General features: G+C 35.3%; 14 protein-coding genes. All 14 read right to left on the bottom strand.

What is annotated here, in order from left to right; all coding sequences use genetic code 11:
* Positions 1–238: 238 nt before the first annotated feature.
* The 14 genes from DNU06_RS08110 to DNU06_RS08045 all read right to left on the bottom strand — a co-directional run bounded on the left by DNU06_RS08110 (position 239) and on the right by DNU06_RS08045 (position 16,907).
* Positions 239–640, bottom strand: coding sequence for a response regulator (locus tag DNU06_RS08110; RefSeq protein WP_111062753.1), 402 nt, complete (start codon positions 638–640; stop codon positions 239–241).
* 1 nt (position 641) lies between these two features.
* Entirely contained in the window at positions 642–3,989 is a 3,348-nt protein-coding gene (locus DNU06_RS08105) for a PAS domain S-box protein (protein WP_111062752.1), read from the bottom strand.
* Positions 3,990–4,225: 236 nt separating this feature from the next.
* On the bottom strand, positions 4,226–6,160 hold the full coding sequence (locus DNU06_RS08100) for an alkaline phosphatase D family protein (protein ID WP_111062751.1): 1,935 nt from the start codon (positions 6,158–6,160) through the stop codon (positions 4,226–4,228).
* Positions 6,160–8,748: a T9SS type A sorting domain-containing protein gene (locus tag DNU06_RS08095; RefSeq protein ID WP_111062750.1), complete on the bottom strand. Its 2,589-nt coding sequence runs from the start codon at positions 8,746–8,748 to the stop codon at positions 6,160–6,162. The genes DNU06_RS08100 and DNU06_RS08095 overlap by 1 nt, the downstream gene beginning before the upstream one ends.
* A 254-nt stretch (positions 8,749–9,002) precedes the next feature.
* Positions 9,003–9,623 (bottom strand): hypothetical protein, encoded by a 621-nt coding sequence (locus tag DNU06_RS08090; RefSeq protein WP_111062749.1) that lies wholly within the window; start codon positions 9,621–9,623, stop codon positions 9,003–9,005.
* Positions 9,624–9,643: 20 nt separating this feature from the next.
* Complete coding sequence (locus tag DNU06_RS08085; protein ID WP_111062748.1) at positions 9,644–10,030, bottom strand: hypothetical protein; 387 nt, start codon at positions 10,028–10,030, stop codon at positions 9,644–9,646.
* Positions 10,030–10,515, bottom strand: a complete 486-nt coding sequence (locus DNU06_RS08080) for a hypothetical protein (RefSeq protein WP_111062747.1) — start codon at positions 10,513–10,515, stop codon at positions 10,030–10,032. The genes DNU06_RS08085 and DNU06_RS08080 overlap by 1 nt, the downstream gene beginning before the upstream one ends.
* A gap of 45 nt (positions 10,516–10,560) precedes the next feature.
* On the bottom strand, positions 10,561–12,135 hold the full coding sequence (locus tag DNU06_RS08075; protein WP_158526849.1) for a T9SS type A sorting domain-containing protein: 1,575 nt from the start codon (positions 12,133–12,135) through the stop codon (positions 10,561–10,563).
* Between the two features lie 173 nt (positions 12,136–12,308).
* Positions 12,309–12,764: a DoxX family protein gene (locus tag DNU06_RS08070; RefSeq protein WP_111062745.1), complete on the bottom strand. Its 456-nt coding sequence runs from the start codon at positions 12,762–12,764 to the stop codon at positions 12,309–12,311.
* A gap of 53 nt (positions 12,765–12,817) precedes the next feature.
* Positions 12,818–13,387, bottom strand: a complete 570-nt coding sequence (locus DNU06_RS08065; protein ID WP_111062744.1) for a Crp/Fnr family transcriptional regulator — start codon at positions 13,385–13,387, stop codon at positions 12,818–12,820.
* A gap of 114 nt (positions 13,388–13,501) precedes the next feature.
* On the bottom strand, positions 13,502–14,632 hold the full coding sequence (locus DNU06_RS08060) for a fatty acid desaturase family protein (RefSeq protein WP_111062743.1): 1,131 nt from the start codon (positions 14,630–14,632) through the stop codon (positions 13,502–13,504).
* A gap of 66 nt (positions 14,633–14,698) precedes the next feature.
* Positions 14,699–15,268 carry a Crp/Fnr family transcriptional regulator gene (locus tag DNU06_RS08055; protein ID WP_111062742.1) on the bottom strand — a complete coding sequence of 190 codons (570 nt, stop codon included), beginning with the start codon at positions 15,266–15,268 and terminating at the stop codon, positions 14,699–14,701.
* 75 nt (positions 15,269–15,343) lie between these two features.
* On the bottom strand, positions 15,344–16,495 hold the full coding sequence (locus tag DNU06_RS08050) for an FAD-dependent monooxygenase (protein WP_111062741.1): 1,152 nt from the start codon (positions 16,493–16,495) through the stop codon (positions 15,344–15,346).
* Positions 16,485–16,907 carry an LIC_13387 family protein gene (locus DNU06_RS08045; protein WP_111062740.1) on the bottom strand — a complete coding sequence of 141 codons (423 nt, stop codon included), beginning with the start codon at positions 16,905–16,907 and terminating at the stop codon, positions 16,485–16,487. Before DNU06_RS08045 ends, DNU06_RS08050 begins: the two co-directional genes overlap by 11 nt.
* Positions 16,908–16,916 lie beyond the last annotated feature (9 nt).

Here is a 16,916-nt window from a genome sequence, read left to right as displayed (position 1 = left end):
ATAAAAAAAGCAACAGCATTTGGCTAAGTTTACCAAAACTATTGCTTTTGAAAACGGTTATAAAGTCTTTATTAAATCGAATGATTTACTCTTTTCTTACGGTCTACCATAACTTACATAAATGCTGCGTTATGGGAAGGGAAAATAAAGATAGGGGAGTAGGTTTTGATAGGTATCCGATAATTACCTAGTCAGCTATAGTCAGTGATGCATGCTCGAGTAGGTTCCCTAAGTTATTTTAGACTAGTTTATCTATTATTTCTTTTAATTGACCAGGTGAAATGGGTTTAACGATATAGTCAGAAACATCACTAATCTTTTTCACCCTTTCTTTATCGACGTCATCTACGGAGGAAGTAACCATATAAATGGTTATTTTTTTCCCCACTTTTGGTTTGATTTTTACGTATTCTTCCATAAACTGGAATCCATCCATGATAGGCATGTTGATATCCAATAAAATTACATCCGGAAGTTCACTTTCATTATGTAAGTTATCCAACATAAAATTTAAGGCAGATTCACCGTCATAAAAAGCGATTAATTTTTTTGAAGATTCTATCATTTCCAATGTTTTCATCATGGTAAATTGATAGATGTCATCATCATCAACAATACATATATTAAAAGGTGTATTCATATTATTCTTGAAAATTTATATTAAAACTAGTACCAACATTAACTTCACTTGTCGCCCATATTTTCCCACCCATTGCCTCAATTTGAGTTTTGGTCATAAATAAACCTACGCCTTTTGCTTCTGGATGTCTATGGAAAACTTTATTTAGACCAAATAATTTATGGCCATGCATTTTTAAGTCAATTCCCAGACCGTTGTCTTTAAAAGAAATACTTATTTTTCCGTCTGAAATTTGAGTTTGGATAAATAGTTCCGGAACTCGATCTTCAGCCCTATATTTTATTGCGTTGCCCACTAAGTTAAGAAAAATGCTTTCTAAATAAACCTTATTGTAGTAAATTTTTTCAACTTTAGAAAAATCACTTGTAATAATTATACCCGATTTAATGAGTTCTCCAGCAAGTATATCCTTCGTTGTATTTAATATTTCATCAAAGGGGATCATGTTAAACTCCATGGCCGTTTCGTTCCGTATTTTGATGGTATCTACTAATGTGTTTAGGGTAAAGGTGAGGTGATGTATTACTTTTTCAAATTTAAGAAAAAGCATATTTTTTTCATCCTCCGATTCTGCTGCATGGTAAATTTCGACTAATGAATTTAAGTTACTCACTGGCGCCCGCAGGTTATGGGAAGTTATGTGTGCAAAATCTGCTAATTGTGTATTTTGTGTCGTTAATTGATTGGCTAATATTTCTAAATCCTCCTTGCTTTCCAATATTTTATCTTCGGCCAACTTTTGAGCGGTAATGTCGCGAATGGCGGCGGATACTAGTAGGCCTTCCTCTGTTTTTAAAGGACTAAGACTTATTTGGATGGGTATTTCTTCTCCTTTTTTATGGACACCATAAAGCTCTTTTCCCTGTCCCATAATCCTTGTTTTAGGATTAGCAAAAAATCCGCTACGACTTCCAGGATGGCTTCCAGCAAATCTTTTTGGAATTAGAATTTCAACAGATTTCCCAAATAATTCTACAGCAGGATAGCCAAATAATTTTACAGCTTGTTTGTTCACGAGTTGAATAATTCCTTTTTCATTTACAATTACCATGGCATCCGGAGCAGATTCCAATAAGCCTCTAAACTTGTTTTCTGCCACTTTTTGCATGGTTACATCTTGACAAGTACCAATCATTTCTATAACCTCGCCCTGGTTATTGGTGATTACTTCGCCTAAAAGTTGGATAGTTTTTGTTTTACCATCTCCTGCAATAATGCGGTGGGTAAAACTAGTCAGGTTTTTCAACTTAATAGCGTTATTAAAATGGTCGGTAACCGCGACTTTATCCTGGGGATGCACATGGCTAAAATAGGTATCAAAATTTAAATGCAGTGTCTCCTTATCCAGTTGAAATATATTATACAAATTATTAGACCATTGTACTTCATTTGTAATTATGTTCCATTGCCAATTTCCTAATAAGGTAATTGTTTCTGCAAAATTTAATAATTTATTCTTTTTTAATAATTCGTTCTCCTTGTTTCTTCTTTCCGTAATATCCAGGGAAACTCCCAAGAAACCTACTTTTTCGCCTAGATCATTTTTAATGGAAGTGAGGGTCAATTCCACCGGGAATGTAGTACCATCTTTTCTAGTATAAGTCCATTCTCTGGTGTCGAATTTATCTCTTTTACCCATTTCTACAAATGGATTAATGGCAGTAGGGTCCATACCATATTCCTTTGCCTTGTCTTTTTTAAATTGTTCTAATTCTGCTTCATTGTGATAGCTTTCAGGTGCTTTGATGCCAACCATTTCCTTAGCAGTATAGCCTAATAGTTTCTCAGCACCATGATTGAAATAGTTAATTATACCATTGTTATCGGTAGAAACAATGGCTATCGTACCTGCATTAAATATTGCTTTTAATTTTGTGTTTGCTTGTATTAAAGCTATTTGGGATAATTTTTTTTCTGATATATCTTGAAAAACGCCAAAAATACGCACACATTCACCATTTATTATTTCCGCTTGTCCAATTGCTCTCACCCACACTGGATTATCTAAATAAGTGATTAGTTCTACTTCAACATCATAGGCAATCCCTGTTTCCATAGCTTGCTGAACTACCTTTATTATTGTGTCTCTACTTTTACCTTCTTTATAAAAGTGTATACTATTATCGAGGGTAGGTTGGTATCCTTTTGGTGTCTCGTGAATTTGATGAACCATAGAACTCCAAAAAACTTTATTGGTGACTAAGTCAACTTCCCATGTTCCAATTTTAGCAATTACATTGGTGTTTTCTAGTATTTTTTCATAACGCAGTCTCTCAATCTCTTTTTCCTTTGTTGGTGTTATGTCTCCGGTATGCATGAGTAGGCCACCAATTTTTTCATGCGAAATAAACCAGGGTCGAATGTCCCAAAAAATCCACTGAACACTTCCATCTGCACGTTTAAATTGTACTTCCTCGCAAGTGTCAATTTCTCCACCCAAACACTTTAAGTAAATTAATCTCCAATCCGCTTCAATTTCAGGAAAAAGATCGTAGTGAGAACGTCCAATTACTTTTATCCCTTCCATCTTAAAATCACGAATCCATTGTTGGGAAACAGCAATGTAATGCATATCATTGTCAAGCATTGCTATAGCAGTAGGGGATTGTTCAATAAAAATTTTGTTATATTTTTCTTTTAATTCTAAATCTATTTTAAGCTTTCTTAGTTCAATCAGGTTGGTATTGATTTTATTTTCAGATTTAGCCAATTGGTTATTTGCTCTTGTCAGGTTTTTATTTTGATCTACCAATTGATTTAAGGCAGGCATTAAAACAAATAAAAATTCCGCCAATAATACAAATCCAATAATTAGCGCAAGAAAGTAAAATGTGTAAAGCAGGAAGCGAAGATTGTGCTCTGAATTTACTTGGTATTCGTTTAAGATAACATCCAAGGAAGATAAATAGGGTAATATAGCCGCCGAAATATAAATTGCTTCATTTTTGGATGTTATTGAATCCGTTTGAGTAGCAATATTTCTACTTGCAGAAACCATCTGTGTTAAATATCGCTCACTTATTTTATGTAAGGAATCTAAATAGCTGTTTTTGTTATTTTCTATAGCAAGATTTTGATGATTACGGTCAATTTCATTGGTAAGTATTTTTAAAGTATTTGACGCATTTATTGCTTCATCCTTGGTTAAATTTGAGCCAAAATAAGTGGCTAAATTGACTATGTCTTGGCTTAAGGTTCGTTGATTTTTATAGCTGTTAATTATCTGGTTGTAATGTTTTTGTGTAGTGATACTGTTTTGTATTACCACAAGAAAAGCAATCACAATCACAATAATAATAGCTACATATATAATGTACCTTTTTTTGATGGATTTTAATAAGTTTTTCATTGACGGGGGTTTCTCAAATCAATTATTTAGTCACATATAATCTAGTTAATTGGAGACAATGTTATACAATATAGTATATTTTATTTTAATACAAAATAATAATTATAGTTAATAAGGTTGCACTTAAATTTAGGGTGGGGGAGTTTTCGAAAGTAGCCATAAAGTTTTAGGCTTAATATTTGGTCAAAAAAAAAGGCTGTCTTTAGTAGACAGCCTTTTTAAATTGTGGTTCGATTTTATTTTTGTACGATTATTTTTTTCTTGTATTGTATTTGATTCAACTCAGCATGAATCAGTAATTGATACATACCAGCGGTTATATCCAAAGGAAGATCGAATTGAATTTTCTGATTACCGGAAGACAACGTTAATTGTTGTTCCATGACAATTTGTCCAGATAAATCGACCAATTTCAAGGAAATGTTATCTGCTTCGTTCATAGATAAACCAAGTACTAAATAGTCAGTAGTTGGGTTGGGATAAACGCCGGTGACAAACATGGCGTTATTTGAATTTGTAATTCCAAGTCCTATGGGTGCCACATAAACTATCGGGTTAGTAGGTGCTTGAGCTGCTTGGACTAATTTTCCGTTAGCAGGTTGCAGTGCGGGTTGCAAATAACCTTGGTCTTTAATGGTAAACCATCCTTTGCCAATACTGTCTCTATCCGAACGGAATTTAGTATCTACATAATGGTAATCGGCTTGGGCCTTTAAATTAGTAAGGTCTAATATAAAATAACCATGGTTATCCAAATCAATATATTGCAAATGTGGATTTTCGTACAATAAAGCTTGTTGAAAAGGGGTTTGGTCGGTTCCTGGACTACTTTCATTTCTGTTTGGAGAAGCCAAACTAGGGGCAGCAAATTCAACGCCATAAGTGCCATTTCCGGTTAAAGGTTGGTAGTAGGCTGTATCAAAAGGATGTTTGGTCAAGTCAAATGCCCATGAGCGGTGTGTATCTCCCGTGAGTATAACATGGTTTTTATCCGCAGTTGAAATTAATTTATCAATCACTTTTTCTCTTTCAAAAGGATAACCTGTCCAAGCATCTGGATCCGGAGAGTTTTCCCCTTCTTCAGACATCATCACTTGGTTGCCATAAATTTTCCAAGTGGCAGTCGATTGGTCTATTTGATCGAATAACCATTGTCTTTGAGTTGCACCTAAAATTTCTCGTGTACTGTCCTGAAATATTGGATCTGCAGCGCTGTAGGCTTGCTTATCTCTGTCTTCAACTCTAGTATCTACCATGATTAAGTCCGCTAAACCGCCGATATTAAAAGTACGACGAATTTGTGGTTTTCCTCCAAAGTATTCAGGCATACGGATTGGCATCCATTCCATGTAAGCCCGTATGGCACTTTCTTTTCTGATGATGAAATCCCCCTCCGTTTCACTGTCGTGATTGGCCGCACCTGTTTCGTAGGTATTGTTTGCTATTTCATGATCGTCCCAAACACAAATAAATGGTTGTTGCTGGTGTGCAGCCATTAAATCTCGGTCGAGTTTATAATAACTATGTCTTACCCTATAATCATCTAAGGTAATTATTTCGTGATTTGGTCTATGGGTTCTGTCTACTGCTACGGTATAGCCATAACTGTAGGTAGGGTACTCATAAAAATAATCGCCTAAGTGAATGACTGCATCCAAATCGTTGTGTTTTGAAATTTGTTTGTAGGAATTAAAGTATCCCATTTGGTAATTACTACAAGAGCCAACAGCAAATCTTAAGTGCTCTGCATTGGCAGCTGGCAGGGTATGTGTTCTACCAATTAAACTATTTTTTTCGAGTGCCGTAAAATAGTAGTAATAGGTAACATTGGGTTGTAAACCTAAAACATCCACTTTTACAGTGTAGTCTTTGGTGTAATCTGTAGAAGTATTTCCTTGCGCGACTATATTCTGAAAGTTAGTATCTGTTGCCATCACATAACTTACAGGAATCAATGTGTCGGAAACAGGTGTCACTCGCGTCCAGATGATCACCCTATCTTGAAGGGGATCACCTGAAGCAACACCGTGGTAAAATGGTGCGAGTTGTGGATTAAAAAATACCGTCTCAATTTCATTGCCTGGTCCGTGCGTAAAAGAAGTCTGCGCATGTCCCACTAGACTATTAAAGAGTAATGGAATTGTGGTTAGTATGGTTGAAATTAATTTCATTATTGTTTGATTATTTTAATTATTTCACTTGCTTCGTTTTGTTGAATTTTCACCAAATAAACACCATTTTCTAGCTGTGAAATGTCCATGTTTTGCTGATTTGAAAGCATGTTTTTTGTCATTAATAATTGACCAGCTAAGGTGTAAATCGAAACTTTTGTATTTTGCATTTCTCCTGCAATGGTAATTGAACCCTTACTTGGATTTGGATAAACACTATAGTTTGATTTATGGATTGTTTCCTTATTTGATAAAAAACTGTGTTTTTCTACTGATAGTGCCATCATGCGATAACCACCTGAGTAGGGAGCGATAATGTTTTCACTTTTTTGGGCCCCAATACCAACCATTTTAAAAGTACTCAATGGTGCTGTCTGGTTAGCTAAATCTGAATTAGAAGATACAAAGATAGATAAGGTATCTTGCGTAGCAATGTTAATGGCTTGAACGGACAAATTGGAAGGCCATGTGTTAATTTGAGGAGAAAGGATTAAGGAATCAACTGTAGCATAAGTTGCTTCTTGTGGTTCCGAAACCTTATTAATTACTAATGGTGTTTCAAGAGAATTAGAAGTAGAAACAACCGCAATCGAGTCAATATTCTCCATACGAGTCATGCCTTTGAATTGGTTAATTTTACCCCATATTTTTAATTCATCCCCTTCTTGAAAATTGTATTGATTGTTTAAAGTTGCATTATATATATTCATGCCGTAGTTTCCTTCCATGATATAAAAATCAATACCATTGGTATAATTAAAATTAACACCATGTGTTACCCCTTGAATTAAGAAGCTTTTATTCAAAGAATCGGCAATGCCATTTGCATCTACACCTCTTAAGTCCGCAATGGAAACTTGAGGATATTCATAATTTGCAATATGAATGGTATCGTAAATATTCGTTCCCAAAAATGCGTTGTTTGGGTTCGATAATTTTAATACAAAATACTCATCTCCTTCAAAGGGTAAATTATTTAAAATTTCAAAGTTGAAGTATGCAAAACCTTGTGTTGATCCGGCAGGAAAAGAGACTATAGCTGCTGTTAAATTCAAATCTGACCATAAATCTACAGTTCCGGTTGATTCGATAGAAACTTCAACTTGCGTTAAAAAGTTGTTTGCGTTATTGATTAAAATAGGTAATGCTATTATACCATCATTTTCGTTTAGATAAGTATTTTCGTCTTGAAATTCTACGGTCAATACACTTGCTGTAGTTACTGCTGCAATACTAAAATCATCTATGGCAAGTCCATCATCATAACTATTTGAATTTCGATCAATCCACCTTACCCATAAGGTGTCGTTGGGTTGCAAGTTTAGATTTCCGATCACCCCATTTTTTACCGTTTGGTATGCGGGATCATTTCCATTCGTTGGTGTATTTAATGTCCCATTGATTACTGGAGAGTGAAAACTTAATAAATCGTATGCTGTATAGTTACCCGTAAAAACATCATTGGCATTTACGGCATAGCTAAAGAATAAAGTATCGGGACCTGTTGCACGGTTTGGACGACCTTGACGCCACATTTCACCAGTATAATTTACCTCTACATTATTGATTACTTGTCCAGTATTGTTAATCCAAGCAGAACCGTAATTTACTTTGGCTAATCCACCACTTCCAACTGATCCAAATGCGCGGTCTGTACCTAAACTGTCACCAAAACTGTAAATGTTACCACTGGCAATATCGCCGTGTTGTGCAATATAGGTATTGTTTGTATTAGATCCTTCTTCAATGGCAAACCAGGCTTTAGGGAGTGTACTGTAATTATATGCAGTACCGTAATCAGCGCCAAGTGTGTCAAAGTCTTCGGTGTAATAAGTATCTAAAGCATTAAGCGAACCATATAAAGATGTGGCAGCAGGTGGACTTTGGAAATAAATACTAACATCATCAATGGCCAAAGCATCATCATAACTTGCTGAGTTAAAATCGTACCATTTCAACCACAATGTATCGTTGGGTGCAATATTGACGTTAATGGTTTGTTGCATCAACACATTTTGCCCTAGGGCATTTCCGTTCACACTTTCTTGATTTCTAGCATCAGTAGGGTCAGCTGGACTGATAAAATTTAATCCGTTAAATGGTGTAAAGTTGATATCATTAATAGCGGTCATGTTAACGCCATAAGAAAAGTGTAAGGTATCTTGAAAAGTTGATCGCTGTGCATTTCCAACCCGCCATAACTCTCCTGTGTACTTTAAGGTAAAAGAGTTAATTGTGGTTGTAGACGAATTAACAATTGCCATTCCAAAATGTTTACGAGAAAGACTGCCAGAACCGATACTTCCTAAAGCTCTTTCTAAACTGTCTGTACTGGTGGTATCGCCATAACTATATAAATCTCCACCGGCCATTGAGCCATAGTCGGCACGGTATTCTGTATTGGCGTTGGAACCTGACTCTATACAAGTCCATCCCAAAGGTAAACTAGCATATGAATTGGAAGTTGAAACGGAAGACAAGCTGTTGAAGTCTTGTGTATAAGGTAGGGTTGGGTCGGTGTGAATGACTTGTGCATTTCCTTGCACTAGGCAGAAGATACCGAATATCTTAAAGTAATTTTTTAGCATTTTGTATATAATTTCTCGTTTTGAACCGCGAAATTATATATTCAAATAGCCTTCTATGTTAAGTCAGCTTAATGCTTAAATGAACATTTTTTTAATTGAATATTAAATAAAAACGAATACTATGTTAATAGAACTGCCTATGGTTTTATAATAAATGGAATAGGGGAATTAATTGATTTATCTAAGGGATGTATGCTGCTGAGAATTTTCAGAACATTGATGTAATTGAGTATTATCAATTGTGAAGTTTATCCTTAAATCACAAAAGAATCATCTAACAATTCAGAATCGTTCAACTGCGTTTCTTCTTCAAATACAATATTGGTTTGGGTGATCACTTTTCCATCTTTCTCTTCCTTATTTACTTTTGATGTGTAACTGGTCTTTAGTTTAGCAGGGATATAAAATGCGAGGCCAATGACCGCTAAAAAAGGAATTAAGAATATAAGATTGAGGGTATCGTTAAACAATTCAGGGTTGATTGAACGTACGACACCAATAATTAAAAGAATTCCAACAAATCGGTAGGAACCATATCGACGGGTAAGGTCTCCAAAAATACCGACAAATGGCACTAATAAACTAATGAGAATGGCAACCATTAATAAGATGGGGTTAATGGTCATTCCTTCTGACAAGCCAAGACCGCCAAGAATTCTTAAAATGACAATAACACCAAGAAGCACAATGTAAGTGATGCGCAAATTTTTAAGTTCATTGAATTTAGCCAGGGAAGGAATACTGCTGACTTCATTCGCCAAATCAGTTCTGGTCATTTCACTTACTGGTCTCAATTCATCAAAAGTGGTTTGGTGACTTTTATTTTCTTTTACAATTGCTTTGTATGCTGCTTTTTTGGTAGCTCTTTTATTCATGTGTTGGATTAAAGTGTATTTTATTTATTGTCTTTCCTTAAAATGATCCATAGCAAGTATGCAAATGTCAGGGTCAATATAGTAAAAGACTTTTCAAAGTTAGTTTTAGCGACCATGTTTCCAAGGGTATTCAAACAAAAAATGCCAAAGAAAATCCACAGGATGATATGGACTACTTTTATTGGGAGGATTGGCTTGATATAGCTACCTTTTATAAGCAGTGCAGCAATTAATAGCAGATTGATGAGTATGGATATGGATTCAAAAACAAACATCTCCTCCTTGTTTTTAAGTCTGCCTCCCCAGGTAAATTCGTATGGAATGACATGCACGAGTATACAGATATGAAAAATGATAATGGCGGATATTAGCCACAACATTACTTTTATTGCAGTTTTTGATTTCATTAATTCTTATTTAATTTTTTTGCATCTATTACCCATTCATGAAAGTCTGCTCTTTCTCCATCTCCAGCCACCCAAAAAGTATCCATCTTCCATTTGACTTCAATGATGTCGCCAGACTTAAAGTCATATGCGCCATTTTTTTTCCATTGCCAATCATAAAAAAAGTCAATGGCACGTTTATTTTTTTTACCGGTGAGTAAGAAATAATCAAAATCGTCATTATAGCCTATGAATTCAATGCTATCTATATAAATTTCTTTTAAGGAAACAAGGCTGTTTGCTCTGACGCTGCTCTTCACTTTCCGAACTTTATTTTCAGTTGTTTTAGTGTTTTCTTCAGCAGGGATAAGTGCTGTTGTATCGCTGGGAATTTGAATACTTATCTCGGCAGGAAGGACTGGTGTGATGTCTGCCTTATTTTCTGAACGACAGCTTGTGATGGAAAGGACCAATAAGGATGCAAACAGGTGTTGGAAGTTTTTCATTTGAGCTATTGTTAGTCTGTAAGTATTGAGTGTACGGACTCGTGACTATCTTTTGATAATTTTTAAGTTAAAACTTCTCCAATCTTTGTCTTGAAAAGAGAGTAAGTAGATACCACTATTAATTCCGGATAGATTTACTTGTTCACCCGGATTTTGGATGTCCATTATTTTTTGTCCACTTAGTGTGTAAAGTTCTAGTGTCCATGCTGAGGTATATGGATAAATGATATGGATGAGGTCATGCGTCGGGTTGGGATAAACCCAAGGGCTTTTAGGTTTAGGTTCAATTGTTTTTTCGCTTGCCAGAAGGGGAGAATTAATGGAAATGTAATAACTGTCTCCATCCATATATCCAGGTAAATCAATATTTATGGAATCAGATGTAATACTTAAGTTGCCATTGAATACAGTAATGGGACTGGGTAGGGGAGAATGCATGAAAATAGTATCTCCAGCGGGAATTCTTTCAATTGAAATATTTTGTACAGAGTTTAATGCAAAGGGATGGTTTGTTATTTTTAGGGATACATCTGCTATAGCTTTGTTACTGTCAGCTTGAAATAGCATTTGACCAGTTTTTATGGCATAATACCTGCCTGTCAATATTTTTAATGATTGATTTTCGATACTGGCAATGGCAATGGTTTTTGAATCGGTTCCAGTGCTCAAAACCTTTTCTCCTTGCATGGTCCCGTATGCCTTGTGTGCCCAATATATTGGAAGGGGAGAGCTTTCGTCGTATGAAAGTATGCCATTCAATCCCCAAATACAATTGTTCCATTGGTTTACGCCATCATCCATATCATCCCAGCAGGCATTATTAGCCCAGTCTACATTTGATTTTTCTAAATGGTAAAACCAACCCACCTTCCAAGCAGGAATTTGATTGGTTTGACGGGGGGAATATTCGTTGATGTGTATTTCAGGGTTACCCCATTGTGGATTATTTTGAAGCAGTGTTCTAAATTGATTCACATGTAGGGTAAGCGAATCGGGCAGACCAAATTCATGCCATGAAACGGCATCTAAATATATGGCATGCGCAGCTAAGGAGTCTAAAAATGTTTGGATAAATAATTCATCATAGGAAACAATACTCGGTCCTACTAATTTCATACTGGGAGCAATGCTATCTTTTATTTGATTAGTGTTGCGATAAGTTTGAATTAATTGAGAGAAATTGCCCGTCCAAAATTCTGTACTTTGGGGTTCGTTCCAAACGTCCCAATAATGAGGTGTTAAATTATTGCCGATTGTAGCGGTAAAAAGAGTACTTAAAAAAGACCTATACTGTGTAAAGTTGGTCCATGGTTGCGCATTTTGATAGCCACCTTGGTTGTTTGCATAAATATCACTGATAATAATGCTGGTGTTAAAGCCTAAACTGTCTGCTAAAACCTGATTGTCAAATGCATTACTGTTTCTCCAAAATTTAAAATTGCCATCCTTGACCAATTGTAAGGCTTGAGGTTTGCTTTGTAAATTTACTTCACCGTGCAAAAAACCATGAAGGTGTTTAAAGTTTCCACTGACTGAGTCACAATTAATTTCAATCTGTTCTTGGGCATGAATATTAAGGGCTAGTGTGGTTAAGAATAGAAGGAGTATTACTTTTTTCATGATCATTATTGCCAATTATATCCAAAGCAACGTTGCTTTTTGTTCACAAGAATAACTTGTCAGTAGTCAAATATAATCATTTTAAAATACCCGTATTTTAGCTTGTGAAACGAAGGGGATGCATACAGATTTCTATTAACAGAAGTAAGGGTTAGTTGGGGTTACAATTCAAATTAAGTGGATTTGATTGTACTCATGTAGATCCATATGATAAATAGTAATTGTAAGGGCATTCTAAACCATAAATAAAGTAGACCATTTCCATCAAAAGTTCCTTTTTGATAATTGATGGTTTCGAGAGATGCTTTAATATTTGCAGGTAACATCAATACAAAAAACAGTATTAATAACCATGCTGTAAGTGCTTTAATTTGTGGTATATGAAGTCCAATTGCACCCAATACCTCCAGTATTCCAGTCAGGTAAACAATTGACTTTTTAAATGGCATAAAATCGGGAACCATCATGGTCATACCTTCTGTAAATAAAAAGTGACCTATTGCGGTAAAAAGTAACATGACCGACATGGCAATACGTGCGGATAAGGTAATGTTATAATGGCCCTGTTTAAATTTTATAGTAAGCAGGGTAAGGATAAAAGTTAAGAGCAATACAAATAGTGGTTTCATCTTTTTTTTTGACAAAGGTCAGCACATCAGTCTAACGGAACTATGAACCATGGTTAAGAAATAATTCGCCTTCGAATTCTACTCAAAGCCTGAGGTGTCACTCCAATGTAGGAAGCCAAATGTCGCAATGGTATTTGTTTAATTAAATCAGGTCTTTCTGAAAACAAGTTTAAATACCTTTGTTCGGCAGAGTCATTGAGAAGCGACTGTTCTCTTTTAGATTTCATTAAGAATAGATTTTCAGCAATCATTCTGCCAATTGTATTACCAATTGCTGTCCTGCTATAAATATCTTGTATGTCATCATAATTTAAATGCCACAAAGTGGTTTCTGTTAATGTTTCTGTTTGGTAAGTGCTGGGTGTTTGTGTGATAAATGAATCGTATGCACTTATAAAATTCCCCTTAAAACTAAAGCCAAAAGTCAAGTCGTTTTCAACCTTGGGGATGTATAAGCGAACGGACCCTTTTTCAATAAAACTTAGCTGTCTTTCTACTTTTCCTATTTTTAGCAGTATCGTCTTTTTTTTGTGCGCCGTTTTTATCAATTTAGATGAAAATATTTCCCAGTCATGATCACTTAATGCGACAAATTGTTCTAGATAAGTTCTTATTTGAATCATGATTTTACTTTGAGGTGATGATCAGTTGCTAGCAATGAATAAAATTAATAAATTATTTGTTTGCCCTCCGTTTAAAAATCAGCATATGGTAAATTGGTTTATTAATACCGTATTTTAACGAGCTGCCATTGCCAGGTTCTCAACACTTGGGGCGCCTAACTTTTGTAGCATTCTTTTATGGCTTCTAATCGCTGTGAAAAAGGTGTCCTCACAATAGTAAGGAAGGCCAAACTCCTTGGCTGTTTGCTTCACGATTACCGATAAGCTTTTATAATGAACATGGCATATATTGGGAAATAAATGATGTTCAATTTGATAGTTTAATCCACCAATGAACCAACTGAAAAGTCGACTTTTAGGCGCAAAATTTGAAGTAGTTTCCAATTGATGAATCGCCCAATTGTTTTCTATTTTTAAGTCCTTATTGGGTGCGGGGAAAGCAGTATCGGGAACCACATGCGCCAAGATAAAAATAACTGCGAGCGTAAAACCTGCAATTAAGTGTTTTAAGATCAATAATAGAATAACTGACCACCATGGAATGTCGAGAAATAATATAGGTAAAATCACCATGTAGGTGTAATACACTGCTTTTGAAATAAGGAGTTCCATAAATAAGTGTTTAAAGTTTTGGTCTTTGGTCAGCCCCATTTTTTTATAGCGAAACAATTGGGCTACATCTTTGGTCGTAATCCACATCACTGTCATTAAGCTATAGAAAAACCAAGCGTAAATAAACTGGAATCTATGAATCGGTCTATACGTATCGTTTGGGGTAAATCTGAGGACGGAAACAGCAGGGGAGACATCTTCGTCAAAGTTTTGAATATTTGTATACGTATGGTGTAAAACATTGTGTTGTATTTTCCAAGTAGGCGCATAGGCACCAACCATATTCACCACCCGACCAAGCAGGTAGTTGACAGTTGTGTTTTTTGAATACGCACTGTGGTTTGCATCATGAATAATACACATGCCAATTCCTGCCATCCCTAGTCCGGTAATGCCCCAAGCAAGAGCAATCAACCAAGGAGTTGTAATTACATGCGTCATGACCATCAAATAGGGTGTAAAATATAAGAGAAGCATGAAAACTGTTTTTAGTTTCATGTTTGTATTAGCGTATTTTGACTTGTTGTTTTCTTTAAAATAAGACCTGACTCTTTTTTTTAAAGTAGATTCAAAATCTTTCCCGATTGTATTGGAGTATCTCAAATATTTAAACTGTTTAGGTGTAGCGCTCATTTTTAATTTTTTGTGTAAAAATCAAAAGTATGGAATCAAAAAGAGGGGCTATTTACCTTAAGGTAATTAATGAATTCTAGCCCTAATTCTGCTCAGAGACTGAGGGGTTACCCCTATGAAACTGGCTATGTCGGTTAAAGAAAACTGTTCCAGTAAGTCAGGTGTATATTTGATTAAGGTCTGGTACCTTTCCTCAGGGGTTTTATAAATAATTGATTCTAGTCGTTGCTTACTTAAAATGAAAATGTTTTCAGTGAGTATTCTTCCTAGTTTATTCCAGTAAAAACTGTTTTCAAGCAAATGATCCAGATCGTTTTTAGAAATATAAATTACCTCAGACTTTATTGTTGCTTGAATAGAAACATTTGAAGGCTGTTGAGAAATATAACTTTCGTAATTGCTAATTAAAGTTTGGGAACTGTCTAACATCAAATTAGTACTTGTACCGTTTGCATTGTAATGAAAAGACCTAAAAGATCCCTTTTTAATAAAAGCTATAAATTTACAGACTTGATTTTCTTGTAACAAAAATTCCTCTTTTTCTAAAACTTTTTGTTGGAGTAATGGCTTTAAAATTGTTATTTCACTTTCCGAGATAGGGAGTATATGATTAAAGTAGTCAATGATGGTTTGCATAATGTGATGACAATATTTGAGGGCTTTTCAATGTTAAACAATTTTGACTAAAAATAATAATTTAATTGGACAACATTAATCTTGTTCCGCTAACTTTAATACAGGAATTTTAAAAATTTGTTCCAATTGTTTTTGGTTTATGGATGCAGGCATTATCTGCATCAAAGAATCTCGTATACCCATTGAAATTGGGTTGGACAGGTGGGCTATTTTTCCAACCATCCAGCTTGTTTTAACTACCTTGTTTGCTTTGGTTAAGCGCAAGTGTTGGAATTTATCGAACGCCACACTTACTTCATATTTGTTGATACATTTAGCCAAAATAAATGCATCCTCTATGGCTTGACATGCCCCTTGTCCCAAGTTGGGTGTCATTGCATGTGCAGCGTCTCCCATCAAACAAATATTTTCGAAAGACCAATTTTTCATGGGTTTCAAGTCGGCTATTTCGGCACTGTGAATCTCTGCTTTATTTGTAGAAGAAATAAGGCTTTTTACCAGGGGATTGTATGTTTTATAATGAGCCGCTATATCGCTGAGGTGAACGGTTGAATCGTCCTTTTTTAATGCCTTTAATGCGTACCAATACACTTTATTTTGCGTGATTTGAACAAATCCAAATCGGCCTGTTTTACCCCAAGCCTCATTCAATTCATGGCGGTATTTTTCAGGTAGATTAAAATTGGTAATTCCCCGCCAACAAATCTGGTTCGCTTTTCTAATGGTGCTGTTCGGAAATAAATATTTTCTGATCAGTGAATGGATGCCATCCGCTGCAATGATGCTTGTTGCAGCTATTTTTTCATTGTTTTCAAATAGAAGTGAATAACCTGATGCGGTCTTTTGAATTTGGTTCAGTTTATGATTGAGTTTTAAAGTGGAATCAGGCAACTTATCGATTAATATCTGTTGTAAAACACCGCGGTGGATGGCTATATTTTTCACCTTGTATTTAGCTTCAAAATAAGTCAAGTCTCCCTTTGAAATTGGTTTTAAATTCGCCTTGGTAATGTTCATGGACGAAATGGGGTTGCCCTTGGCTTCAATTGCTTCTCTGAGGCCTAATTTTTCAAATACTTGCATGGCATTGTTGGCTAAAATAATACCTGCTCCTATAGGTTTAATACTTTCTGCTTGCTCGTAAACGCAGGTTTTAATTCCCATTTGTTCAAGGGCAATTGCGAGGGTTAATCCGCCTATTCCCGCTCCAATAATATCAATTTGCATGGGCTTTGGTTTTAATTAATGAAAATGTAAAACCTAAAAATGCTACACCAATTAATAGAATGGGAACCATAAAAAAGAACTGAATGGATAATACAGTTCCGATTAATGTGACGGCACTATTGAGTATTAATATATTGCTGGGTATAGGTTCATCCTTACTGTTTTTAAGCATTAAAAAGTTGACCATTCCAAAACTAAACAATAGTAAGCCCATCATAAAACTAAAGCCTAAATAAAAGGAATAAATACTGGATTCTGTTCCCAATAGTTGAAAGGTAAATGACTTCATGGTTTCTATGCGTGTTAACATTTCAGGGTTCGTTGGACTAAATATTTCTGCAGCAGTATGTATAATTCCACCAATGATTAATGACCAACATGCCAGTTTAAAGGCTATTTTATTTGCTTTCATATCGCTGTA

The organism is Putridiphycobacter roseus (genome assembly GCF_003234935.1).
Classification (GTDB): Bacteria; Bacteroidota; Bacteroidia; order Flavobacteriales_D; family Crocinitomicaceae; genus Putridiphycobacter; species Putridiphycobacter roseus.
This window is presented reverse-complemented; position numbering and strand designations above follow the sequence as displayed.

Bases quoted from the DNA above. Each gene is read 5' to 3' on its own strand.
- DNU06_RS08110 (WP_111062753.1), bottom strand. From the start codon at position 640: ATGAATACACCTTTTAATATATGTATTGTTGATGATGATGACATCTAT.
- DNU06_RS08105 (WP_111062752.1), bottom strand. From the start codon at position 3,989: ATGAAAAACTTATTAAAATCCATCAAAAAAAGGTACATTATATATGTA.
- DNU06_RS08100 (WP_111062751.1), bottom strand. From the start codon at position 6,160: ATGAAATTAATTTCAACCATACTAACCACAATTCCATTACTCTTTAAT.
- DNU06_RS08095 (WP_111062750.1), bottom strand. From the start codon at position 8,748: ATGCTAAAAAATTACTTTAAGATATTCGGTATCTTCTGCCTAGTGCAA.
- DNU06_RS08090 (WP_111062749.1), bottom strand. From the start codon at position 9,623: ATGAATAAAAGAGCTACCAAAAAAGCAGCATACAAAGCAATTGTAAAA.
- DNU06_RS08085 (WP_111062748.1), bottom strand. From the start codon at position 10,030: ATGAAATCAAAAACTGCAATAAAAGTAATGTTGTGGCTAATATCCGCC.
- DNU06_RS08080 (WP_111062747.1), bottom strand. From the start codon at position 10,515: ATGAAAAACTTCCAACACCTGTTTGCATCCTTATTGGTCCTTTCCATC.
- DNU06_RS08075 (WP_158526849.1), bottom strand. From the start codon at position 12,135: ATGAAAAAAGTAATACTCCTTCTATTCTTAACCACACTAGCCCTTAAT.
- DNU06_RS08070 (WP_111062745.1), bottom strand. From the start codon at position 12,764: ATGAAACCACTATTTGTATTGCTCTTAACTTTTATCCTTACCCTGCTT.
- DNU06_RS08065 (WP_111062744.1), bottom strand. From the start codon at position 13,387: ATGATTCAAATAAGAACTTATCTAGAACAATTTGTCGCATTAAGTGAT.
- DNU06_RS08060 (WP_111062743.1), bottom strand. From the start codon at position 14,632: ATGAGCGCTACACCTAAACAGTTTAAATATTTGAGATACTCCAATACA.
- DNU06_RS08055 (WP_111062742.1), bottom strand. From the start codon at position 15,268: ATGCAAACCATCATTGACTACTTTAATCATATACTCCCTATCTCGGAA.
- DNU06_RS08050 (WP_111062741.1), bottom strand. From the start codon at position 16,495: ATGCAAATTGATATTATTGGAGCGGGAATAGGCGGATTAACCCTCGCA.
- DNU06_RS08045 (WP_111062740.1), bottom strand. From the start codon at position 16,907: ATGAAAGCAAATAAAATAGCCTTTAAACTGGCATGTTGGTCATTAATC.